Below are 23,012 nucleotides of genomic sequence, written 5' to 3'. Positions count from 1 at the left end.
ACGCCCACCGCGTCGGACAACGGGTCTGGGTATACGGCGCCCAGTCCTACCGCCCCTTCGGCACCGCCGCCCAGTACACCCTCGTACCCGACCACCAGGTGGATGCGCCGGGCTCCGTAGGTCTCGCCGGACGTGTCATGGATGCGGCGGATGTGCTCGATGAGCTGTTCGTCGCGCAGGCGCCGGACGGACTTCGGGCGCCTTCGGCGGGCGTTGAATGCCGAGACCGACAGGTCCAGTTCCCGGCATACGGGCTCGACCCCGAAGTCGTCGCGGAGGTGATTGATCACCGCGTCAGCCTCGTGCGGGGCTGGTCGATCTCCTTCGCGAAAAACACCGAGGCGGCCTTCAGGATCTCGTTCGCCCGACGCAACTCGGCTATTTCTTTGCGGAGTTGGGCCAGCTCGGTCCGCTCGGCGGTGGTCAGCAGATCAGGCCGGTCACCCTTGTCTACCTCGGCCTGGCGGACCCAGCCTCGCAGGGCTTCCTTGTGGATGCCCAGGTCCTTCGCGACATGAGCGACCGGACGGCCGGAGGTCTGGACTTCGCGGACGGCACGCTCACGCAGCTCGTCGGGGTACTTCCGTGGTGCAGGCATCGGACCTGCGTTCTCCCATCTGCCGAGGCGATCATGCCTGGCTTCAGGGCCGCTACAAAATCCGGTTCAGCTCATGCGAGCCAGGTCTGTGAGCCCCCGGGCGCAGTCCCCAGGGCCCGGCGCCGCCCTTGTCCGTGTGCCTGTCTGATTCAGTCCTGGAGACCGCTGAGCCAGAGCAGCAGCAGCCCTGCCGCCAGGAACGCCGCACTCACCGGTCCGGGCCACCGCGGCGGCCACCCGCGCCCGGAGCCCGCGAAGCGGGCGCCTGCCAGGCTCAGTGGTGCCGGGGCCAGGGCCATCAGGGCGGAACCGGCGAGCACCAGACGCATGGCCACCCCTGCGCCGTCCGGCAGCGCCGCCCCGACGAGGAGACCCACCCCGAGCAGCAGGAAGAGCACACCCCCCAGACCGAGGACGGTGCGTACGACGGTTCGGAGTACGGGACTTCGCTGCAGTGCCGTCGCCGTGGGAGGTGCGGAGGGTCCGGGCGGAGCGACTCGGTGTGTACCGCGCATGGCGGCCGCGGCGTCCTGTGTCTCCCACTCCCGTCGAAGGGGGTGCTTCTTGGGCAGGTCGCGGAAGTCCAGCAGACCGGCGCGGATCGCCAGCACGTCGTGCTCCGGGGGCGCCGCCTTGGCCTCCCCCTTCAGGCCGCGCCGCGTACGGGCGCGCAGCAGGACCGGCTGCCCGCCGCCAGGGGGTGACAGCACACCCCCGAAGCGCAGGTCACCGGCGAACCATGCCTGGACGGCGCCCGCGGAGGCGGCCGCCGTGACCAGCACTCGCGGATGGCACAGCGCCCTTACCGACGAATCCTCCCGGCCCGGACCCGGCACGCTGTGCGTCCAGGTCCGCTCGGGGGCCGCCGCATCCGTCAGACGGAAGGAAGGCCTGTTCCGCTCCGTGGCCCCGTCCGACCTTGTGGCCCCGTCCGGCTCGGGCACGGCTTCCATGAGGCAGAGCTGCCACGGGTAGTGCTCCAGGATGAGCCGTGCGCGGCAGGGGTTGGCGGAGGCGTGGCGGCAGTTCCACCAGTGGCCGGGTACCACAATGAGCACCGTGGAGATGACCAACCCCATGGTGAGCGCCCAGGCCCCGGTCACCGCCTGCATCAGCGCGAAACCCACCGCCAGCAGGACGTACGACCCGAGGTGGCGCCCATAGTGCAGAAACCGGGAGCGCATCCAGGCACGGCGGGTGAGCGGGTGCGAGAACGCCGCCGCCGTAGCGTGCGGCAGCCCGGCGCTGTCGCGGCCATCACCGTGACTGGTCATCAATTCCATCCGCTCCCCCTACTTTTCGCCGCGTGCTTTCTTTCGGCCCCCGTCGACGAGCCATCGTGTCGGAGCCGCCGTGCGGGACGGCCCCGTGCTGTGCGCGTCGCTACAAGGGCGAAGGCGTGCCTTTCGAACTCGGCGTACGCCGGCCCTCGCCACAGAGCGAGGGCCTCGCCCAGTACGGTGGCGGCCCGCTCGGCGTCACCGCCGCGCAGCAGTTCCTCGCCCCGCGCGGCCAGGACAGTGAAGCGCTCCGCGTCCACGGCGTCCTGGCTGATGCGCAGTGCGTAGCCGATGTGCTCACGTACCAGAACACCTGCGGTCTGTCCGGCCTCGCGGCCCGGCTCCAGGGCCTTGCGCAGCGCCGCGACATAAGAGTGCAGCGTCGCCGGGGAAGGGGCGCGCCGCTCGTCCCAGGCCTGGGCGATCAGCGCGTCCTGGGTGACCAGATGGCCCCGAGCTGCCATAAGCACAGCAAGCACCGCACGCTGCCGCGGTCCTCCGAGTGCCACCTTTCGACCGTCCACGGTGGCCGTCATGGGACCCAGTACACCGATGCGGAGCCCTGTTGACATGCCCCACCTCCTCTCATGCCAGGCAAGCGCGCCAGAGCAGTCGTATCCGCCGGAAACGGCGTCGTTATGCGGACACGCATGGCGGTGGGATGCGGTTCCCCCAGTTCAGGCGCGTAGTGACGAGAGCGTCGAGGCCCGGCGGGTCCTGTCGGCCGGGCATGGGCTGGGAATCGGCTGGGAAGGGGATTCTCCGTTTCCGAATAGCTTCCCAGCGTTCTCCCAGAGCCGGCGGAAACCCTAGGGCATGGCACGCGACGCCGCGCCCCGGACCCGTGGGGGGACGCTCGGGGCGGGTCGCCGCTGTGCCGGACGGCTTCTCGGCGCCGTGCGGGGGGCGGCGCCGAGAAGTACCTCCTACTTCTCCAGGTCGGCGCGCATCGAGACGAACAGTCTGGAGGCTTTGGGCAGTGTGCTGTTCGGGAAGCGGGCGACTGCGGCGGTGGTGGCGTCGGCCCAGCCGCAGATGACGTCACCGTCCTCGGCGAGGGAGACCGGCATGCATTCCACCGAGCCGCCCAGGGGGCCTGCGTCGTAGGCCGGCTGGGCGTCGGGCCGGCCCAGCACGTCGTAGTCCCACTGGAGGTGCTCCAGCATGTCCCGCCACAGGTGTTCACGGCGCTTGGTGGTCGGTTCCGGCACATGGTCGACCGCGACGACGAGGACGGGAGTGTCGGACCACTCCCCGTTGGGGGGTTCGTAGTTGTTCACCACCAGGTTCATGCCGTCCCGCATCTCCCCCGGGTCGATGACCGTATCGCTCGCCGCGCCCTCGCCGGTCACCTTGGACAGGCCACCCGCCGTCACCGCATCGACCACCCGCTGTCCGCCCACGGTGACGGACGGCCTGGCGCCCTCGGCCGCCTCCGCGGGTGTCGGGCCGGCGGTCGAATCCGCGTCGGCCGAGGCACCGGACGGGGCGGCGGGAGCGACCTCGACGTCGTCAATCCGGCAACCGGCCAGGAGAACAAGGCCGAGTACGGCCGCGGTAAGGGCAGGAAAACGCTGGACGCGCATGAACGGCTCCCCCTTGAGGACCGGAGGCCTTCCCGCCGGTCGGATCGATACCGGCCAAACGACGGCACTCGGCGAGAGGCTCGCCCCCAGAAGTGAGGCAGCATCAATCACGTGCGGCATCGACCGTCTTCACCTTGGACAGTGCCGCCGTTGACTGGAAGCCCTCTGGGAACCTGCTGGGACGCTCGTTCCCAGTTCCCCGCCAGAACCGACGCCCAGGATGTGCGGGCGATCCGCCATGACTACGTTCTGACCAGGACGGCTTGATGCCGTGAGAAAAGAGGGGGATTTCATGGAGACGTGGGTTCGTAGAGGCCGCGTGCGGCGGCAGGTGGCGACAGCTTCCGCCGGTCTTCTGGTCGCTTTGACCGGCTGTACGACGCAGAAGCCGCCCGCAGCCGCACTGAGATGCAGCGGTGCCGCCGTGGTGGATGTGGCCGGCGCCCGCACCGGTCTGCCCGCGCAGGCTGCACCGGGACTGCGTACGCGGCCACGGTCGGTCACCACGCTGCCGGGCGGGCCGTCACTGGTGCTCGCCGCTGGCGGCGGGGCGCCCGGCGTTTACCGGGTGGACTCCGAGGGGGACCTCCTGGCCGGCCGGATGGAGAACGAAGGCGTCACCCAGCGGTGGCGCACCCCTCTCGGGGAGGCGTTCCGTCCCGAATCGGCGCTCGTCGGCCTTGCCGCGCCGGCGGGCGACGACGGGCCGCTGATCGCGAGCGCCCATCACCAGCAAGGCGAGGCACGCCGCTCGGAGTTCCGGCTGCTGTCCGCCAAGGGCAAGGTGCTCCTGAGTTGCACCTGGCGTCCCTATGACCGGGACGAGCACGTCGAGTTGTCGCCGGACGGCAGTGTGCTCGTCGCCACCCGCACCAGGAAGAGGCCGCGTATGAGCGGCTCGTCGACCGTCGCGGACCGCCACGTCGAGATCTACTCCACGGCAACTGGGGAGCGGCTGGCCCGTGCGCGTACCACCGACTACGCGCAGGACGGCGCCCGCGTCTACGGGCGGCTGGGGTCGGAAGTCTTCGCTCATGAGGCGGGCAGCGGCCGGGAGGCGTGGCGCACGGACACCGGAGCCCGCCTGGGAGACCCTCGGAAGACCGTGTCCGACCCGGTCTTCCTGGCAGGGGACCGGGTCGTCGTCCAGGCGTCGACGGACCATGTCGTGACGGCATTGGACGCTGCCACCGGCACGAAGGTCTGGAGGGGCAGCCTTCCCGGCCGGGTGCAGTCGGTCCACCCCTTGGGCAAAGACCGCATGCTCGTCCATTACCGCGGAGGGCTGGCGTTCACCGGCCCGCGCGGCATCGAAAGGACCCAGCCGGTCCCGGCAGCCCCGGACGGAGCACGCCAGAAACTCGAACACATCGTGCGCGCCGACGACGGCGTCATGGCCGCCGTTCTGGACCAGGGCGACTGGTCCGCCCGCGCCCTGACGGTTTGGGGCGACACTCCCGCACTCGCCGAAGCGGCGCTGCGGATCCCTCTTCCCGCCCCTCACGTCCAGGCCGTGCTCACCGACACCGTCGCCTACGTCCTGCCGTGGGTGCCGGACGGCGAGCAGGCCTCGCTGTACGCGTACGACCTCACCGCCGAGGGACGCCTGCTGTGGCGGCTCGACGTCCCCGACCGGCTCCACATCGAGGACTCGTCCGGCCCGGACTCCTCTCTCCATCCGTTCACGGGAGGCCTCTTCGGACTCGACCGCGCCACGGGATGGGTGCTGCACCCGGCGCCCTGAACCCCCGTGTCACAGGTGCCGGAGAGCTCCGGCACCTGGTCAGTCACCGCCACCGCCACCGCCACTGTCTCCACCGCCGCCGCTGTCGCTCCAGCCTTCGTTGCCGGAGGTGGGGCTGGTCCACTCGCCCGGATTCCACTGACCGCTGCCACGGCGGGCCCTGTCGGCCTTGATGACCTTCCGGGTGGCGTCGGCGATCGGTGTGGAGCGGGTGAGGTCCTCCATCAGGGTCCGGATGCCCAAGCGCCGCCACCTCGCGTTCAGGCGGCGGTCCAGCCGGCTCGCCCCGGCCAGGGCCGCCAGGTGCGGGCCGCGGATGTCCGGCGGTCCGGGCACCGGTTCATGTGCCTTGGGCCGTACGGCGCGATCGATACGGGCGACCAGATGCTCGTCCCAGCCCGGCTCCACGGCGCTCCAGGTCGTCGACGAGAAGAGGCCCATGATGGTGCGGGTCCGGCGGTCCACCAGTCCCCGGTCGACGAGTGTGCCCAGATAGACCGGGTCGACCGGGTCGGAAGATGCCCTGCGCACCCATCGCTCGAGCTGCATGGAATCGGAGTTCTTCTTGGTCCGCAGAAGCCGGTTCAGCACCCGGTTGGCCAACGGGTCGGCCGGCCGAACCTTGCGTACAACGGTGATCCGGGTGTCGTCCACGCTGATCGCGCCGGACAGCAGCAGTTCGGTGAGGACCGCTCCGCCCAGGAGCCGGCGAAGATGCTGAGGCTGTTTCAGCACCGTGGTGCGCGGATGGACGAACAGCAGAAGCAGGTCCTCGGGGAGGGCGGTGGGCGGTCTGTCGGCGCTGTCACGTTGGTTGACTGGATGGGATGATCTTCTGGTTGATCGTGCGGGAGGGGGCTGTTCGTGGGGGCCGTGTCGCCGTCGTACAAGGGGCACCGGTACCCGGTCGAGGTCATCTCGCACTGCGTGTGGCTGTACTTCCGCTTCCCGCTGTCGTTGCGTGAGGTCGAGGAGCAGATGCCGGTCCGGGCGATCGCCCGGCAGCTGGGCATCTCGAAGAACACCGTGAAGCGGGTGCTGGCCACGGACCGTCCGCCGGTCTACTCCCGGTCGCCGAAGGGCTCGGCGGTCGACGCGGTCGAGCCGCAGACCCGGGAACTTCTGAAGAGGTTGCCGAACGACGATGAGTTCCAGCACGGTCCCAAGTCTTCAGGTACATCCACCTTCCGCGCGCGAATTTGGAGACACCTTGAAGCTCTTGCTTACGTCAGGCGGCGTCACGAACCCAAGCATCCACTCGGCGCTCGTGCAGCTTCTCGGCAAGCCGATCGCCGAGTGCCACGCCCTCTGCGTCCCGACAGCACAGTGGGGTCACCCGATGTGCGGTCCGACATCGGTGCAGGGCTTCGCAGCCGCCGAGCCCACGTGGCAGCACCTGTCCGGCCTGGGCTGGGCGTCGCTCGGTGTCCTCGAGCTCACCGCACTGCCCACCATCGGCGCCGAGCGATACGTCCCCTGGATCCGGGAGGCCGACGTGCTCCTGGTCGACGGCGGCGACGCGACCTATCTGTGCCACTGGATGCGGGAGTCCGGGCTGGCCGATCTGCTGCCTTCGCTGCCCGACACGGTCTGGGTGGGAGTGAGTGCCGGAAGCATGGTGATGACGCCCCGGATCGGAGCGTACTTCGTCGAGTGGCCGTCCGCGCCGGACGACCGCACTCTGGGAGTCGTCGACTTCTCGATCTTCCCGCACCTGGACGCTTTCCCACAGAACACCCTGGCTGACGCAGAGCGGTGGGCTGCCGACATCGGCGTCCCGGCCTACGCCATCGACGAACAGACGGCCATCAAGGTCGTCGACGGCTACGTCGAGGTGGTCTCCGAAGGGCAATGGACGAAGTTCGGGTCATAGCCGCCCGGCATGCGCGGACGCCAGCTCGGACGCGTCCCCACCGCCGCACACGACACCGACTGAACACCGGCAACCAGACCCGGTGGGTCAGAACTCGACCGCCCAAGCTGGGTCAGGATTCAGCCGCCGGTGCCGGTAGCGCAACTGGCCCTGGCAGCCGGACGCCCAGCGTTCAGCGAGGTGACCTGGCGGGAAGACTCCCGCGGCCCGATGCGCTCGCACTTCTTGGCGGTGCGGGTAAGGCCGGCCGGGGTGCGCTCCCGCCGCCTGGCCCAGGCCGCCGCGGTGGCCGAGCACGGCCGGTGGGACGGTGTCCTGCCCGAAGTGTGGCTGCTGGCCGAATGGTTGGACGGTGACAGCAAGCCGACCCGGTTCTGGCTGTCCGACCTGCCCGCAGACATCCCCCTCGCCGAACTGGTCCGCCTGGCCAAGATCCGCTGGCGCATCGAGCACGACTACCGGGAACTCAAGCACGGCCTGGGCCTGGACCACTTCGAAGGACGCTCCTGGAGCGGCTGGCACCACCACGCCACCCTGGTCACCGCCGCCCACGCGTTCCTTACCGAGCAACGACTGCACCCAAAAGCCGCCATACCAGCCTCACCCTCTACCAGATCCTCGACGCCGTCCAAGACCTGTTGAACTGCTGGACCAGCACCTGCACCACCTGCCATCAGCCCCTACCGAGAACGTCCGGCAGACGCCACCTCTCAAGATCCAGACGGACCTGACGAGTCCTACTGGACGGCCATGACGCATGAGTTACGGAAGATGCCTCCGCGCGCGGAAGGTCACCACGAACCTCCGCCGCCACCCCCTTCGCCGCCGCCGACCCCGCCGCCGGAGTCACCGCCGCCGGAGCCGCCGCCGGAGCCGCTGGAGGACGGCGGTGTGCCGGAGACCGTCGCGGCGGCGACCAGGCCCACCGCCAGCGCCGGGCCGTACCGTGCCAGCGCGGTCGAGCGGCGGACGGTGCCGGTGGCGGCGGGTGCCGCCGTCGACGCGGCGACTGCCTGCTGCCAGCCGGACACCTCGCCCAGTGCCACCGCCCACGCCGTGTACAGCTCCAGCTGGTCCTCGTCGATCGTCCCGTCGGCCGACTGCGGGGACGAGTCGGCCAGGAAGCGCCGGAACGCCTCGACCTGGAGCAACAGGGCCGTGCCGCGGGCAGTACGGGACTGCAGCTCCCACGAGCGGCGCCTCAGGGCGAGACCGGTGCCCACGGCCAGCCCGCCCACGATGGCGATGGGCCAACCCGCCGGGTTCGTCGAGCCGTTGAGCACGCTGCCGCCGATGGCGGCGGCAAAGCCCAGCAGCGTGGCAGCCAGCCCGATCAGCTTCCCTTTGCGGGAACGCCGCTCGCCGGCCGGGTCCCACAGGCCGCTGGTCCGCTGCCACTCCTCCATCTGGGTGCCGAGCTTCTGCCAGGCCGTCTGGAAGCGCTGGTCGCGCAGGCCCAGGGTGAACTCCTCGCGGCCCGCGAACATTTCACTGAGCACGGCCTCGGTGTCCGGATCCGCCGGCACGCGCTCGGCGTTCCGGCGCACGGTCGGATACCGCTCGTCACCCTCGATACCGACGTAACCGTCGATAGCCGTACCGAGCAGCCACGCCACCTGGTGCTGGGGCTCGACCTGCTCGGCGAGCAGGATGCCGCCCTGCGCCGGGTTCAAGCCCTCCGGAGGCACGGACGTCGGAGTGAGCGAGGCCATGAGCCTGTCGATGTCGACGCGCCGCTCCCCGCCACCACCACCGGTACCCGACGGGGAACCGGCGGGCCCGTCCGTCGCAAGCCGGTCGCGGCCGACGAGACGCAGCAGCCCGACCGTCAGCAGGCCACTGCCCAGGGCGAGGCCGCCCACCAGCAGAATCGTCCTCAGCGGGTACACGATCGGGTCACCGTCGGCCGCCCCCGAGGGCGGTACGGGAGCGGCCACGCGGTCGGCGGCTCCACTCACGGCGCCGGAGGCGTACAGCGTGGTGCCTCGGCCCGCCTTGAGCTTGTCGAGGGTGACGACGAGTTGGCCCGGCTCGGGCTCGGCGGCAGTGCAGCTCTGCTGGGAACCGGTCCTGCCCTGCACGCAACGCGTGCCGGTGAGGTCGTACGGGGCCACGACATGGATCTCGACGTTGTCGAGGTCGGTCTTCCAGCCCGTGCCGACCGCGTCCCAGGCGAGTTTGCCGTCAGGGGCGACGTTCTGGAGCGTGTACTGGATGCGGTAGCGGTGGAGCCCGGTGATCGTCTTGTCGGGGTCACCCACCCTGATGCTGCGGTCCGTCGTCTCACCGTATGTGACTTCGTACGGGACAGGGGCGCCGTCCACGGTGGCGCTGACCTCGTTGTCCGGATCCTCGTAGGTCAGGCCCGGGATGTCACGGTAGATGCCGTGCCGGGAGGCCTCGGGGTACCCGAAGTCGTAGTCGATCACCTCGGTGATGCGGGCGCTGCCGTCCTTGGCGATCTCGGCGCTGACCCACATCCTGTTGACCCGTTCGGTGTTCCCCGCAAGTGCGCCGAGTCCCACGACCGCGCCGAGCAGCAGCACCATGAAGAACATCCAGATCAGGCTGCGGCGCCGACGCCGACGCGCCGCCGTCCCGATTGCCGGTCTCGCCTTGTCAGCTCTATCGCTCTTACCGCTCAAGACAACCCCCCACTAGTCCCGGGACAACCCCCCAGCCGCCCCACGGAGATCCGCAGCCTACTCCGGACTCAGCAACCTGCCGCATGTCTATCCCACCAACATGCTCACCGCGAACATGATCGGGAAGACCTAACGGAGTCCTATAGTGTCCTGCGCCAGAGATCCGTCGGCAGAAGCGGGCGAGGGAGTCGAGGATCTCCTCGGCGGTCTTGGTCCAGATGAACGGCCTGGGGTCTTCGTTCCAGTCCTTGGCCCAGGCGCGGATGTCGGCTTCGAGGGCCTGGATGTTCTTGTGTGCGCCGCGGCGGATCACCTGGTGGGCGAGGTAGCCGAACCACCGCTCGACCTGGTTGATCCAAGAAGAGCCGGTCGGGGTGAAGTGCAGTTCGAACCGCGGGTGTCTGGCCAGCCAGGCCTTGATCGCAGGGGTTTTGTGGGTGCCGTAGTTGTCGACGATCAGGTGGATCTGCAGGTGCGCGGGCACCTCCTTGTCGATCCTGATCAGGAACTTCCTGAACTCCACGGCCCGGTGCCGGCGGTGCAGGGCCGTGATGACTTCACCCGTGGCGACGTCGAAGGCGGCGAACAGCGTGGTCAGGCCGTTGCGCACGGAGTCGTGGGTGCGCCGCTCGGGCATGCCCGGCATTATCGGCAGCACCGGCTGGGACCGGTCCAGGGCCTGGATCTGCGACTTCTCGTCCACCGAGAGCACCACCGCACCCTGGGGCGGGTTGAAGTACAGCCCCACCACGTCGTAGACCTTCTCCACGAACAACGGGTCCGTCGACAGCTTGAAGGTGTCCGCCAGATGCGGCCTGAGCTGGAACTGCCGCCAGATCCGGCCGACCGTGGACTTCGACAGACCACTGTGCTGGGCCATCGACTTCCGGGACCAGTGGGTCGCGTTCTTGGGCAGTTGTTCCAGCGTGGTGACCACCACCGCTTCCACCTGGTCGACGCTGATGGTGGGCGGCCGGCCTGGCCGTGGCTCATCGGCCAGCCCGTCCAGCCGCTCGGCGATAAAGCGCCGCCGCCACTTGCGGACCGTGTCCGCGGTCACCCGCAACTCCCGGGCGACCGCGACGATCGGCGGTACTTCCGGACCCGCACACGCCAGCACGATCCGCGCCCGCAGAGCCAGCGCCTGGGCCGATGTCGCCCGACGCGTCCACCGCTCCAACTCCGCCCACTCCTCATCGGACAGCAGCAACGGCTCCAGTTTCGGGCCCCGACGAGGAACTGACGCACCAGCAGCAGAAGTCACACACCAACTAACGATCAACTACTGGCGCAGGACACTAGTCGTCCAGGCTGCCCATGGTCAGGTTGACGGTAGTGCCCGTCATCCCGCTCGCCTTGTCGGAGGCCATGAAGACCGCAACGTCAGCCATCTCCGCGAGCGTCATGAGCCGTCGCGGGTGGGTCCTGCTGGCGAGCAACTCCCGCCACTGTTCCCAGGTCATGCCCGTTGCCTTGGCGCGAGGCTCGAAGGCTTCCTTGATCGTGCGTGTCTCTGGCATGCCCTGTGGGCGCAGACCGACCACGCGGATGCCCTGAGGCGCGAGCTCGGCGGACAGGTCTCGAGTGAGTGCCTCCTTGGCGGCCTGCGCCGGACCGTAGCCTCCCACCAATGGAAGGCCCGTCCGCGAGTGGAGCGCGGTGACGGTCATGATCACCCCCGAGCTGTTCGGGATCATGTGCCGTGCGGCCAGGCGCGCGGTCAGGAAGTAGGACGTGACGTAGGCCGTGATCGGCAGGGAGAACTGCCCGGTGTCGAGCTCGGCCAGAGGGAAACCCACAATCTGTGCATTCGGGATGCCGACCGCGTTGAACGAGATATCAACGCGGCCCGTCTGATCGATCACGGACTGCAGATGTCTGTCCACGGCCTGCTCGTCGAGCGCGTCGACCTCGGCCGCCTCAGCGGATCCGCCGGCAGAAACGATGTCCTTGGCAACCGCCTCGACCGGTGCTTGGAGGCGCCCGGTGAGAAAAACTTCGGCCCCCTCGCGCGCAAAGGCGCGTGCGACAGCACTGCCGATTGCGCCTCCGGCTCCGTAGATCACCGCAACCTTGTCCTTCAGCATCATCTCTCTGGTTCCCTTCTGTGCAGTGGGTGGTCACACCTGCCCACCTCATGAGTGACGACCGACGGCTGGGACTCATCTGCGCGGGGCTGGGCTTTCGACATCAGCCGGCGACCGGATCGTCCGAGCCGTCGATGATGTAGACACCGCGACGTCGGGGAAGGGGGCACCCATCAGCCGCCCCCTTCGCCCCTCTGCCGGTGTCCATACAGGATGGAAGTGCGACACGGCGTGGGAAGAAGGTGAGGTGAGGGTGGTGACAGCCGACCTGATCTCAAGGGCGCGGGCAGGGGACGGTGAGGCGTTCCGGGAGCTGACCGAGCCGTACTGCCGGGAGCTGCAGGTGCACTGCTACCGGATGCTCGGATCCTTCCAGGACGCCGAGGACGCCCTGCAGGACACGTTGCTGGCCGCCTGGCAAGGCATCGGAGGATTCCAGAAGCGCGCCTCGATCCGCACCTGGCTCTACCGGATCGCCACCACCCGGTGCCTCAACGCGCGCCGCTCGGCGAGCCGACGCCCGGCCAAGGAGTGGGATGTGCCCAATGTTGAACCGCCCGAGCCGACCCGGCTCGGCGAGGTCGTCTGGCTGCAGCCGTTCCCCGACGCCCTCCTCGAGGGTGCGATCGGCGTGCCGCTCGGCCCGGAGGCCCGCTACGAGCAGACCGAATCCATCTCTCTGGCCTTCGTGACCGCACTGCAGGTCCTGCCGCCTCGCCAGCTCGCCGTCCTCATCCTGCGCGACGTCCTCGGATTCGACGCAAACGAGGTGGCCGACATGCTGGGCTCGAGCGTCGAGTCGGTCAAAAGCGCCCTTAAACGTGCCCGCGCTGGCCTGCAGCGCCGGCCGCCGCCGACCGCCGAGCGCGAACCGGCTCCCGCCTGCGACTCACCCGCCGAGGACGCGCTCGTGGCGAAATTCGTCCGCGCGTGGGAGTCCGCCGATGTCGACGCGCTGGTGGCCCTTTTGACCGACGACGTATTCATGTCGATGCCGCCGATGCCCTTCGAATACCAAGGCCCAGACGTCGCGGCCCACTTCTGCGCCAGCATCTTCGGCGCGGGCCGAAGGTTCGACCTCGTGCCGACCCGAGCCAACGGTCAACCGGCGTTCGGAGCCTACCTGCGCGCCCCTACCGGCGTCCGCCACGGGACCGGCCTCATCGTCCTCACCCTCACCGGCGACCGGATCTGCGCCATGACCCACTTCGAGACCAGTGTGCTCCCATCGTTCGGGCTGCCGCGATCGCTCCCGAGCCGATAGCCGGCTTCCGAGCGGTGGATGTGCGCGACAGCGGAACACACTCCGGCGACGTGCACCCCAGCCGCACCACCACCTGGGCGGCGAAGGCCCCCTCGAACCGGCGGTCCGCCGAGTTCCCGCCGCCTGGTCCGTGACTACGAACGCCTTCCGCCAGCACTCCGAGACCCTGATCGCCTGGGCCGCCATCACCCTCATGACCAGGCGCCTGGCCCGGAAAGGCGCCACCCCCAGCTGGACAAGGAAGCCGGCGCAGGCCAGCTGACGCTGCTAGAGCCTGTCTACTTGAAGCCGTAGGACTGGCAAGCTGCTGCGACGGTCCAGTCTGGCCCTCAGTTCAAGGCTGACGGTGCATGACTCACACCCTCGGCCGGAAACTATTGTTTACAATCCTCATCGCGGGTAACTAAAGTTGTCGCATGACTTCGCTTGAAACCACTCCCGAAGAACAGGTAGAGCTCGACAAGGCTCTCTACGACGCCCTGAACCCGCTCGCATCCGCCATGCGCTCCCGCACGTCAGGGCTGCCAGGGGACCGCATGTGGGAGGCGGACCCGGTCGAAGTGGCGCTGTCCGTCCTTGCCGCATGGAAGGTGATGGACACGGAGGTCAAACGGTTGACGGCGATCGCAGCGGGAACCGCCGGGTCTTACGGCGCGAGCTACGAGCAACTGGGCGCCGTTTGGGGCATCACCCGGCAAGGCGCCCGCAAGAAATGGCCTGATGCCATCAGCCGTCCGGCAACCACCGCAGCGCACACGAGCGCCGTACTCGAACTGTTCGGTGGAACGGCCGAACTGACGCAAGAGCCTTCGTCCGGCGGCTGGAGGTGGACAGGCGAGGGCGCCGACGGAACACACGGCACGCCCGACGGCGACACCTCGTACGCGACGAAGGAAGAGGCGGCAGCCTACGCAGGGGCCTTCCTGAAGGAACACACCGTTGATCAGCCCTAGGGACAGCGTCGGGCCCAGATGAGAATCGCGGAAAGGTGAAGCGCCGCTCGACGCACCGGGGATCAGAAACACGCACTGACGACAGCGTCACAAGCTGCGTCGCGTACGGGGTTCACCAGCTGATCCGTAGCCGATCGGGGGACTGCCGAGGGCCCATACGCTGCGGCACACTGGGGCCGTGGATGAGGAGACGGCGGCGTATCTCGCATGGGCGGAAGGCTTGTCGGCCGACGAACTGGCCGCCGAGATCACCCTGTTGGAAGCGCATGAGGCCCGGGTTTCCCAAGACCTCGCGGACGTGACGTGGACGCTGGAGATGTTCCGGGGCTTCTCCGCTGACCCACCCCCGCCCGGCCTGGACTGACCTCCCGCTCGCCGTCGCACGCGATCAACCGGGGATTCTTGGCGGTCGCTCCCCACGCGGCCGCGGCCTCCAGGGCGAGGACGACCCCGGCGACCCCGATAACCCCGACAACCGGTAGAAACGGCAACGGGGCCGGAACGGATCATCCCGGCTCCGCTCGACGCCACGTTCTGCCCTACGCCGTCGCCACGGCCTGGCGGCGCTTGGCCTGTTCGACCTGCCGCAGCAGCAGGTCGGTGAACTGGATGATCTCGGCCGCCTCGATCGGGTCGTCGAAGTCGACGGTGCGATGGCTGGACGGGTTCTTGAACGCGCCCATGGCGTCGGCGAACAGCGTGGACGTGGCCTCCTGCTCCCCGCCCTCGGCTCCCGCGTCGGCGAGCGGCCCGCCTTTGCCGTTCTTGTGCGGCTGGAACGCCGCACGCATCAAGGGCACGCCGACCAGGGAGTTGTCGAGTCCGGAAGCGTCCCGGACCGCGACCTCGACCGCCTTCATCGCGGCGAAGCACGCCGTTTCGTAGTCGCCCAGGTGAAAGTTGGTGCGCACCGTTCCTTCCAGCGCCGGGTGCGGCGGGCCGGACAGCCGCTCACGGGCCTCGAACCGTGTGATGCCCTGCGGGTTCTTCGCCAAGTCCATGCCATCGCGAGAGATCCGACGGAACGCCTCGGACTGGCTGGGCTCCCGGGCCAGCAGTGCATGCGCCTCCAGCCAACACCAGGCATCGGACAAACGGTTCACGAGCGCGACCGTGTCCGGCTCATCTTGGAACGCCTGACGTGCCGAGTTCATCGTCCCCACCTACTGCAGATAGCCGGTCCCGCTGGCGAGGTGCTACAGAAGAAGGAGCGCGACATCCCGAGTCGGCAACTGCCGGATCTGCTCTGCCGGAACCGGCGGTATGTACTGAAAGTTCATAGGGCCACACGCTACGGCGCGGCACCGACACCGAGGCTTCCTTTCCCGGGCGGCCGCCTCACGGCGTGAAGCCGTCATCCGTCGCCTCAGTTCCTGCCTCGGGCATTGTTGCGCTTCGCCCACGGCTTTCGGGCTATGTTGCGGGCCTTCATCTGCGCCACCACCTTGTCGTGCAACTGGCGCAGCGGCTCTAGTCCGGCCGGCAACGTCAAGGTCGCCACGGTGGCGCCCTTGCGGCGTGTAAGCGTGGCGGCCAGCTGTCCGCTGCTCGTCTCCCACACCCTCACGCTCAGCGAAGCCCGGTTGGTGTGCACGGGGCCGTCGGCTGCTTCCCGTTCGGCGATCATGCGGGTGAGGTTGCCGTAGAGGCGCTGCAGCGGGCCCGCGTCATGGGGCAGCGGCACGTACCGTACGGATGCTTCCGGGCGGGTCTGGGTGGCGGTGGCGTGCAGACCGCCGTAGTGATCCTTCCACACCCACACCCACACCCACACCCACACCCACACCCACACCCACACCGCGATCGTGATCGCGGACTGCTCTGCCGTCTCTGTCAGCGAGTTCGCCGGCTGCTTCGACGACGTCGTGTGTTCGCCCCGGGACGGTGCCGGAACCGCCGGAGCAGAGGCCCCGGCGTGTCCGAGGCCCGCACGGTTCTTCCATCGGTCGATCTCCCGCGTCTGGGATGGGGTGATGTGCTTGCCCGCCTCGGCGGCCGCTTCGATGAGCGACTGCACCTGGGTGCGCAGCGTCGCCTTCGACATGTGGCGACGAGGGTGGCGGCGTAGATCGTGAAGGATCCGGTGCACCCGGTGGGATGCTGCGAGCGCTGTCAGCGCCGCCGTCTTCTCCGCGGCCTTTTTGGCATCCCGCTCCGCTTCCAAGGCTTCCTGTTCTCGGGTGCGAGCGGACAGGAAGTCGGCGGCGGCGCCCACGATCCGGTCCTCGGTCTCGGTGCGGTCGTGCGCGGCGGTCGCGTTGACACGGACCAGGAGCTTGCGCACCTGCGCGGTGTTCTGTGCGGTCACCGCCTGGTCCAAGCGGGCGAACAGGTCTCGGCGAACTTCGGCCTGCTTCTCCAGCCAGGCTTGCGCGTCCCGTACAGCGGCGTGCAGTTGGCTCTGGGTTTCCTCGCTCACCCCGGCCAGGTCGGCGATCTCACGGCACACCCGCGTCACCACGACCACGGAATCAACCCGGCGCGCCCGATGCGTTCAGCGCCACGCTCCCGACAGGCGCCGGGTGACGACCGCGCTGAGCGTGCGCACACCCCGCGTCGAACCGGGGTCGATGCCGGTGAGTTCCCGCACCCGGCGGAGGCGGTAGTCGAGGGTGCGGGAGTGGACGTTGAGGGCGGTCGCGGTGGCGCCGCGGTGCATGTCGTGGCGGTAGTACGCGTCAAGGGTGACGAGCAGGTCCGGGCCCGAGTCCAGCCGGCGGGCCACCGCGCTCAGCCAGTCGTCGACGAACGGCACGTCCGCGACGGCCAGTTCGACGAACACGTCCGCCAGGGTGTGCGGCCGCAGCCGGGCGTCCGCCCGGCGCAGCGGGGCCGCTCGGCTGATCCGCCGGGCCCTGTCCAGGGCATCGGCCAGCCCGGACAGCGGGGCGGTGGCCGTACCGACGGCACAGGGCCGGCCGAGGGCGCGGGCGAAGTCCCGTACGAGATCCGGCAAGTGGTTGGGGGTGCGATCGGGCAAGAGGTCGGGAACGGTGTGCGGCGATACGTCTTCCGCTTCCGCGGCACCGGAAATCAGGGGGACCAGGGCCATCAGCTCACCGCTACCGTCTCCGTTGTCCGGACCCCACATGACCGGCACCTGGTGGCTCTTCACCAGCGTCTCGATCTCGTTTTCCAGGAAACGATCGACGGCGGGCAGGTCCGGCAGCCGGAACACCGTCACGGCGAAGTAATCGGGCAGTTCCATGTCGACGGCCGCGGCGATTTCCGCCGATACCGGATCTCCGTTCAGCAATGACCGGGTCAGCAGGGCGACCTGCTCGGCATACGGCATTCGGCGGCGCAGTACACGGACGAATCCCTGGCGGTAGGCGCCGATGCCGCGCTCGCCCTGCGGGGCGAACCAGGCCATCATGCGCATGAGTTCGTCGACTCCGCCGCCGCGCTGTGCCTCGGTCGCCTCGTTGATCTCGCGCAGCATGAGCTCGGTGTGCACGCGCAGCACCCGCTGCCGCGCGTCGAGCGACATTCCGGCCCTGGCCCGCAGCTCCCCCATCGACGCGATGTAGCCGAGGTCGTCGCCGCTCAACTCGCTGTTGTCCGGCGACAGTTCGACGGTACGACGCCGGAACCACATCGAGTATTCCAGCGTCTCGGCCCGGGCCCGGGAGTCCTTGTCCAGGAACCCGAACTCCGGGATCTCACGCTTGTACGTCTCGACCTCGCGGCGGGCGTTGGTCGACGCCTGCCGGGCCAGTTCGGCGAAGAGGCTCCCCATGGACGCGAGCATGTCATTCCGGGTGCAGAACGGCCTGATGTACGGCGTGGGTAACAAGGGCGGCATCTACACGATCAAGATCCCGACGGGCACCCAGGACGTCGTGGTCACCAAGGTGTCCCAGCTCCAGTACGCGCTGAACGGCACGAACTTCGGCGTCGACTTCAACCCGGCGGCCGACCGGCTGCGCGTGATCAGCGACAACGGCCAGAACCTGCGGCACAACCTCAACGACCACACGACCATCCAGGACCTGAACCTCACCACCCCGCCGATCGAGGGCACGACCAAGGGCGTCTCCGCCGCTGCCTACACGAACAACGACCTCGACGGGACCACCGCGACCACGCTGTTCGACATCAACACGACCACCGACCAGGTCGTCATCCAGTCCCCGGCCAACAACGGCACGCTCGCCCCGACCGGCAACCTCGGCATCGATGCCGGGATCAACGCCGGCATGGACATTTTCAGCACCCTGTCGGGCGGCAAGACGGTCGACAACACCGCCTTCGCCACCCTCACCCCCTCTGGAGCCGGCACGCCCTCCCTCTACACCATCAACGTCTTCACCGGCCAAGCCACCCTCGTGGCCACCGACGCCGCCAAGGCCAAGTTCCCCCTGAACATCACGGACGTGGCCATCTCCCTCACCGGCACCTGATCCCGTCGGTCATGTCCTCGCCGCGGCCCGGCCACCACCGGACCGCGGCGCGTCACCGCCACGGGCACGTGGCTTCGTCCCTTTTCCTCCTCGCCGTAACCGTCACTGCCGCAGACAACGGCCCATGCTTCCGCGGCGGCACCTACCGCGCGATCATCGGCGACGGCAATGCCCTCGCCGTCGAGATCAACCAGTTCCGCCACACCTACAACACCCTCCCCCACCAGGCACTCGACGACCGGACGCCGCGACAGGCGTACCTCACCAGCCGGGAGAGCCAGTAGCCACCGGTCCGGTCGTCCTACATCTAGCCAGGACGCTCGGCGTCGATCCCGGCATGATCGGCACCGCCGTCTGGCTGGCCGCCGTCCCGCTGTGGTTCCTGGCGGCCTATCTGACCGTGATCGTGCTCACCCCGCCGATGCTCGCCCTGCACCGTCGATACGGGCTGGCCGTACCGATCGTGCTGACCCTCCTGGTCGGTTTGGGTGATGCGGCACGGCTGGGGCTGCGGATCCCTTACGTAGGAGAGGCCAACTTCCTGTTCGCCTGGCTGGCCATGCATCAGCTTGGCTTCGCCTGGCAGGACGGCCGACTACCCGACCGGCGCGGCATCGCGCTGCCGCTCGCCCTGGCCGGGATCGGCGCCTTGGTGCTGCTGACGGTCCTCGGCCCGTATCCGATCAGCATGGTCGCGGTGGCGGGGCAGGAGATCCAGAACACCGCGCCTCCCACGCTGGCGCTGATGGCGCTGGCCGCCGCCCAGACCGGGCTGGCGCTGCTGCTGTACGCCCCGGCCCGCCGGTGGCTGCGCCGCCTGGCCCCGTGGACGGCCGTGGTGGCGGTCAACTCGGTGATCATGACGCTGTTCCTGTGGCACCTGACCGCCGCCGTGCTGGGCGTGCTGGCGTTGCATCCCACCGGGCTGCTGCCGCAGCCGCCACCGGGGTCACCGTCCTGGCTGGCGTTGCGCATTCCCTGGCTCCTCGTGCTGGTCCTGGTCCTCACGGTGCTCGTCGCCGTCTTCGGACGCATCGAGCGACGCAGAGGTCCTCATCCCGGGCCGGGCGAAGCGACCGGCGTACTGCCGAACCTGCTCACTCTCACCGGTACGGTCGGTGTGCTGGCCGGTCTCCTCGGCATTGCCCTGGCCGAACCGGGAAATCACCATCCCGCCGGCCTGCCCAGCCCGGCCATCGCCGCCTACTTCGCGGGTACCGCCGTGCTACGGCTCGCCCGCCGGCGGCACAACTGAGCCGGACCGCCGGTGCGGTGCCCCGGGCGATGCGACGGGTCGCTGACTGACCGGCAGGAGCTGGTCCGCTCGATCCGTCGGCTCTACGCCGAGGTCGGCCACGACGCCCCCGAGCTCCCGAGGATGTCGACTCACGTGCGACACACAAGACCGCACCTGGGACAATGCTCGGCGTCTCCACGCCTCCAACGGCTTGTGCAGCGTGCCGGCGGTCCGCAGCCTGCCTCCCCGCTGGTGCAGGTCGGGCCGCACCCCTCATCCGGTTGAACCGGCCGGTGAACGGCGGCCCCGGGCATGTCATGGCTCGATAGAACCCGGGGCCGCCGAGCGGTGGGTGGCGCGCGGGCCCGTGAAGCCTCTCAAGACCTCTGGAGGCGACCGCAGGGGAAGGGACGCTGGCCGGGCTGCCCCGCTCGCACCAAACCGGTGCGCGCCAAGGCGTCATCTCATCCCCCGGGCTGCGAGGCAGGTGATGAGTCGCCCTCTTGCCCGGTGGCGCCGGCTCCATTCACGCGGCCGAGGGCCAGCGACAGCATCACCGCTGTCTGCAAGCGAAGGGAAGCGATCACCTCGGCGAGCTGGTCACGCAGGCACACACCCGCCTCGTACCCGGCTGCCTGCGGACCATCTGGCCCGCTCTGGCCAGCCATGTCTGAATCTCTCAAGCGAGCCGGTCCGCAACGGCAAGCACCACAGCGGCTGCAACAAGCACCGCTGCGTAGATGACCACCACGGCCCGGCTCCACCCGCCGTCACGCTTGACGCCGGCACCCAGGTCATCCCGCTCGGGCCGGGAGCCAGTAAGCCCGGGCGGTGCCGCATGGGGCACAGCGTCGTCAACGCGAGGATTCACGCCTGCATCAACGCGTGATGAGGGTTTTTCCACACAGCCCATCCGCCGTCATCACCCTTTCAGCCCACACGCCACCCCTCACAACGGAGCCCGCCCCGGGCCATGAACAGGGCCGGTTCGGAAGAAGACAGATTGTCTTCCGAGCCTGTTGCCTTGGGCCCAACAGGGGCAACAGGGGCAACAGGCGACCAGGGCGGGTCATAGCCGTACGGACGCGAACGGGCCCAGCCTCCCGGCGATCTTGCTCGGCATCCTTAAGGATGGTCCCCGGTTGCCCGGCCGCGGTAATGACCAGGCGGGCAGCCGCTTCCCGATGCGCGGCGGGCCGGACCGGCCGCCTGACCTATGGAGCACCCCATGACAGTGATGACGGACGCGGTCGTACCGGCGTTGGACGATGCCCGCCAGGCGCATGAGGCGGTCGTCGACCGCTTCCGGGCCGATGCGACCATCACGCCACCCGGCCCCTACCGGCACATGCTCGAAGAACAGGTGAACGACGTCCGGGACAGCCTTCAGCGCATCGAGCACCAGGTGCGCGAGCTGCGGCCCCGCGGCCTGGTCGGGGACAGCGTCGATATCGCGCGGTTCATCGCGCGCAGCACCGTGCGCACCGCCATGCTGCCGCTGACCATCGGATCCGTGATCGTGACGGAAATGCTGCGCGGCCGACAGCCGATGGACGAACGGCGCCTGCTGAGGAACGCCGAAGACGAGTACGCGGTCACCGCCCGGGCGCTGGCGGCCAGCCGGGCCGGACAGACCATCGCGGAAGAAGTCCATGACCAGGCCACCGCCGACCTGCTCGCCACGCTGCGCCGCCAGGACGAGGAACTGCTCGAAAGGCTGGAAGACAGCGTCGCCGAGCACGCGCGGGCCGTGGCGGCCGCCGCCAACGGCTTGCGCGGAGAGAACGGCGGCGGCCTGGCCGACGCGGCCACCCGCACCATGCGAACCGCCGCCGACCGGGCGCGGGACGTCGCCCAAAGGGGCGGCCGACGAGCCAGGGGCGCCGCCGAGGGCGCGGTGCGGGAGATGCCCGATCCGACCCGGACGGCCGAAGAGGTCCAGGGTGCGGTGACCCGGGAGGAAGATTTGCCGATCGCCCGCTTCAGCCAGCTCAGCATCGACGAAATCACCCAGCAGCTGCGCACACTCTCCCAGTCGGACCTGACGGTCATCGAGGGATACGAACGCACGCACAGCTCCCGGCGTCCGGTCCTGGACGCCATCGAGCAGCTGCGCGGCACTCAGCCCTGGGACGGCTACGACACCATGGGCCCGAACGAGATCACCGCCCAATTGCAGAACGTCCCCTCCAGCGTCGCCCGCCAGGCCCTGGAGTATGAACGGCGCCACCAGCAGCGCCAGAAGGTCATCTCCGCCGCCGAAGCACGCACCGCCCAGTAAGCCAAACGGGCGAGCATGCTGCCGCCGGCGGGTGAAGGCAGGCAGCCCCTCAGGCTGCAGGCGCGCGCACGGGGACACAATGAGCAGGCCCTGGAGCGTGACCCTCACTCAGGCTTCAGGGCCTACACGCCAGCCGGAGGTCAGTCTCCGGCTGAGACCTCGATGCGGCGCGGCTTGGCCGCTTTGACCCTGGGTACCTGCAGACGGCCGCGGCCGCCGGATCGCCAAGGCCCCACACCCGCAGGCCTGGCGATCCGGCCCACCCGGGCAAGTCAGGCCGACTGCGAGCCCAGCCCCTCCACGACACTCAAGGACGGATCGCCATGACCAGCAACACGGAAACCGGTGAGGTCACCGGCACCAAGGACAAGGACTACAACCTGATCTGGTACATCGAGGCATGTCTGAGCAACGCTCTGCGGCTGGAAACCTACCTCCAGGACGCCCAGCGCGAGAACGACACACAAGTCGTGGAACTGTTCCGCAAGGCACAGGCCGACAGCCGCAAGGGCGCGGAACTGGGCAAGCAACTGCTGCGCACCCGGCTCGGCGCCTGAGATCCGCCCGCCGGCCGGCCGCTCCCCGTCGCCCCTCCTGCGGCGGGGGCCCCGCGGCCGTGCCGTCGTGCAGGCTGATCATTCACCGGGACCTGCCAGCGGGCGCGGCCTGAAGCAGTCTTAGGTTCCGTGGTGTGTACAAGCACCCAGTCCGCGTCACGCGGATGGGTGCCACCAGCACCGACAACCTCCTCGCCGCACTCGGCACGGCCAAGGACCAGCCGCTGTCGCGGGTGCTGTGCGCGCTCGGGGTGCGCGGCACCGGCCGGTCCATGTCCCGCCGCATCGCCCGCTACTTCGCCACCATGCACCACGTCCGCGCCGCCGACGCCGAAACGATGCAGCAGGTCGAGGGCATCGGCCCCGAGAAGGCCCCCTCCATCGTCGCCGAACTCGCCGAACTCGCCCCGCTCATCGACAAACTCGCCACAGCCGGGGTGAACATGACCGAACCCGGCGCCACCCCGCCCGCCGTGGCCACCACCGACGCCGCCGATGACTGCG

General features: G+C 69.2%; 19 protein-coding genes and 6 pseudogenes. 14 read left to right on the top strand and 11 right to left on the bottom strand.

Annotation, left to right across the window (positions count from 1 at the left end; genetic code table 11):
• A pseudogene (locus OP79_RS58765) lies at window positions 1-119 on the top strand (NADPH:quinone reductase); the annotation flags it as partial.
• Window positions 120-286: 167 nt separating this feature from the next.
• Here OP79_RS58765 and OP79_RS45810 read toward each other — a convergent pair.
• From OP79_RS45810 to OP79_RS45795, 4 genes are all read right to left on the bottom strand, one after another.
• Entirely contained in the window at window positions 287-598 is a 312-nt protein-coding gene (locus OP79_RS45810; RefSeq protein ID WP_033329124.1) for a transposase, read from the bottom strand.
• Window positions 599-747: 149 nt separating this feature from the next.
• Window positions 748-1,872: a hypothetical protein gene (locus tag OP79_RS45805; RefSeq protein ID WP_033329123.1), complete on the bottom strand. Its 1,125-nt coding sequence runs from the start codon at window positions 1,870-1,872 to the stop codon at window positions 748-750.
• Window positions 1,872-2,414, bottom strand: coding sequence for an AfsR/SARP family transcriptional regulator (locus OP79_RS45800; RefSeq protein WP_281194377.1), 543 nt, complete (start codon window positions 2,412-2,414; stop codon window positions 1,872-1,874). Before OP79_RS45800 ends, OP79_RS45805 begins: the two co-directional genes overlap by 1 nt.
• 390 nt (window positions 2,415-2,804) lie before the next feature.
• Window positions 2,805-3,464 carry a hypothetical protein gene (locus OP79_RS45795; protein ID WP_033329121.1) on the bottom strand — a complete coding sequence of 220 codons (660 nt, stop codon included), beginning with the start codon at window positions 3,462-3,464 and terminating at the stop codon, window positions 2,805-2,807.
• Between the two features lie 292 nt (window positions 3,465-3,756).
• On the opposite strand from OP79_RS45795, the gene OP79_RS45790 reads away from it, so the two are divergent.
• A complete protein-coding gene (locus tag OP79_RS45790) occupies window positions 3,757-5,208 on the top strand; it encodes an outer membrane protein assembly factor BamB family protein (protein ID WP_078492467.1) in 1,452 nt (483 codons plus the stop codon).
• Window positions 5,209-5,247: 39 nt separating this feature from the next.
• On the opposite strand, the gene OP79_RS45785 is transcribed toward OP79_RS45790, so the two are convergent.
• Entirely contained in the window at window positions 5,248-6,105 is an 858-nt protein-coding gene (locus OP79_RS45785) for a GOLPH3/VPS74 family protein (protein WP_281194375.1), read from the bottom strand.
• Here OP79_RS45785 and OP79_RS57665 point away from each other — a divergent pair.
• From OP79_RS57665 to OP79_RS45775, 3 genes and pseudogenes are all read left to right on the top strand, one after another.
• Window positions 6,073-6,243, top strand: a pseudogene (locus tag OP79_RS57665) (IS6 family transposase); the annotation flags it as partial. The gene OP79_RS45785 and the pseudogene OP79_RS57665 sit on opposite strands and share 33 nt — an antisense overlap.
• Before the next feature lie 175 nt (window positions 6,244-6,418).
• Window positions 6,419-7,081 (top strand): Type 1 glutamine amidotransferase-like domain-containing protein, encoded by a 663-nt coding sequence (locus OP79_RS45780; protein WP_033329118.1) that lies wholly within the window; start codon window positions 6,419-6,421, stop codon window positions 7,079-7,081.
• Window positions 7,082-7,207: 126 nt separating this feature from the next.
• Window positions 7,208-7,723: pseudogene (locus OP79_RS45775) on the top strand (transposase); the annotation flags it as partial.
• Window positions 7,724-7,872: 149 nt separating this feature from the next.
• Here OP79_RS45775 and OP79_RS45770 read toward each other — a convergent pair.
• The 3 genes and pseudogenes from OP79_RS45770 to OP79_RS45760 all read right to left on the bottom strand — a co-directional run bounded on the left by OP79_RS45770 (window position 7,873) and on the right by OP79_RS45760 (window position 11,816).
• Window positions 7,873-9,639 carry a DUF2207 domain-containing protein gene (locus tag OP79_RS45770; protein ID WP_033329117.1) on the bottom strand — a complete coding sequence of 589 codons (1,767 nt, stop codon included), beginning with the start codon at window positions 9,637-9,639 and terminating at the stop codon, window positions 7,873-7,875.
• 238 nt (window positions 9,640-9,877) lie between these two features.
• Window positions 9,878-10,990: pseudogene (locus OP79_RS45765) on the bottom strand (IS630 family transposase); the annotation flags it as partial.
• A 34-nt stretch (window positions 10,991-11,024) separates the two neighbouring features.
• Window positions 11,025-11,816 carry an SDR family NAD(P)-dependent oxidoreductase gene (locus tag OP79_RS45760; RefSeq protein WP_033329116.1) on the bottom strand — a complete coding sequence of 264 codons (792 nt, stop codon included), beginning with the start codon at window positions 11,814-11,816 and terminating at the stop codon, window positions 11,025-11,027.
• A 244-nt stretch (window positions 11,817-12,060) separates the two neighbouring features.
• Between OP79_RS45760 and OP79_RS45755 the strand changes: the two genes are divergently transcribed.
• The 3 genes from OP79_RS45755 to OP79_RS45745 all read left to right on the top strand — a co-directional run bounded on the left by OP79_RS45755 (window position 12,061) and on the right by OP79_RS45745 (window position 14,394).
• Entirely contained in the window at window positions 12,061-13,077 is a 1,017-nt protein-coding gene (locus OP79_RS45755; protein ID WP_245685691.1) for a sigma-70 family RNA polymerase sigma factor, read from the top strand.
• Window positions 13,078-13,493: 416 nt separating this feature from the next.
• Window positions 13,494-14,030 (top strand): hypothetical protein, encoded by a 537-nt coding sequence (locus OP79_RS45750; RefSeq protein WP_033329114.1) that lies wholly within the window; start codon window positions 13,494-13,496, stop codon window positions 14,028-14,030.
• Between the two features lie 178 nt (window positions 14,031-14,208).
• The gene (locus OP79_RS45745) at window positions 14,209-14,394 is read left to right on the top strand and encodes a hypothetical protein (protein WP_033329113.1); all 186 of its coding nucleotides are present in this window, start codon (window positions 14,209-14,211) and stop codon (window positions 14,392-14,394) included.
• Window positions 14,395-14,569: 175 nt separating this feature from the next.
• Here OP79_RS45745 and OP79_RS45740 read toward each other — a convergent pair whose 3' ends face one another.
• From OP79_RS45740 to OP79_RS45730, 3 genes are all read right to left on the bottom strand, one after another.
• Window positions 14,570-15,184 (bottom strand): TIGR02391 family protein, encoded by a 615-nt coding sequence (locus tag OP79_RS45740; protein ID WP_033329112.1) that lies wholly within the window; start codon window positions 15,182-15,184, stop codon window positions 14,570-14,572.
• 212 nt (window positions 15,185-15,396) lie between these two features.
• The gene (locus OP79_RS50860; RefSeq protein WP_051745689.1) at window positions 15,397-16,497 is read right to left on the bottom strand and encodes a hypothetical protein; all 1,101 of its coding nucleotides are present in this window, start codon (window positions 16,495-16,497) and stop codon (window positions 15,397-15,399) included.
• Window positions 16,498-16,524: 27 nt separating this feature from the next.
• Window positions 16,525-17,769 (bottom strand): PucR family transcriptional regulator, encoded by a 1,245-nt coding sequence (locus tag OP79_RS45730; protein ID WP_033329111.1) that lies wholly within the window; start codon window positions 17,767-17,769, stop codon window positions 16,525-16,527.
• 10 nt (window positions 17,770-17,779) lie between these two features.
• Here OP79_RS45730 and OP79_RS45725 point away from each other — a divergent pair.
• From OP79_RS45725 to OP79_RS45705, 6 genes and pseudogenes are all read left to right on the top strand, one after another.
• Window positions 17,780-18,433: pseudogene (locus tag OP79_RS45725) on the top strand (DUF4394 domain-containing protein); the annotation flags it as partial.
• A 68-nt stretch (window positions 18,434-18,501) separates the two neighbouring features.
• Entirely contained in the window at window positions 18,502-18,717 is a 216-nt protein-coding gene (locus OP79_RS50855) for a hypothetical protein (RefSeq protein ID WP_157857508.1), read from the top strand.
• Between the two features lie 53 nt (window positions 18,718-18,770).
• On the top strand, window positions 18,771-19,688 hold the full coding sequence (locus tag OP79_RS45720; RefSeq protein ID WP_051745684.1) for an acyltransferase family protein: 918 nt from the start codon (window positions 18,771-18,773) through the stop codon (window positions 19,686-19,688).
• A gap of 1,210 nt (window positions 19,689-20,898) precedes the next feature.
• Window positions 20,899-21,951, top strand: coding sequence for a hypothetical protein (locus OP79_RS45715; RefSeq protein WP_033329110.1), 1,053 nt, complete (start codon window positions 20,899-20,901; stop codon window positions 21,949-21,951).
• Window positions 21,952-22,274: 323 nt separating this feature from the next.
• Complete coding sequence (locus OP79_RS45710) at window positions 22,275-22,508, top strand: hypothetical protein (RefSeq protein WP_033329109.1); 234 nt, start codon at window positions 22,275-22,277, stop codon at window positions 22,506-22,508.
• A 161-nt stretch (window positions 22,509-22,669) separates the two neighbouring features.
• Window positions 22,670-23,012, top strand: a pseudogene (locus tag OP79_RS45705) (helix-hairpin-helix domain-containing protein); the annotation flags it as partial.

This window comes from Streptomyces yerevanensis, from assembly GCF_000716805.1.
GTDB lineage: Bacteria > Actinomycetota > Actinomycetes > Streptomycetales > Streptomycetaceae > Streptomyces > Streptomyces flaveus.
Note: the sequence above shows the minus strand (reverse complement) of the source record. Positions and strands in the feature narration are given on the sequence as shown.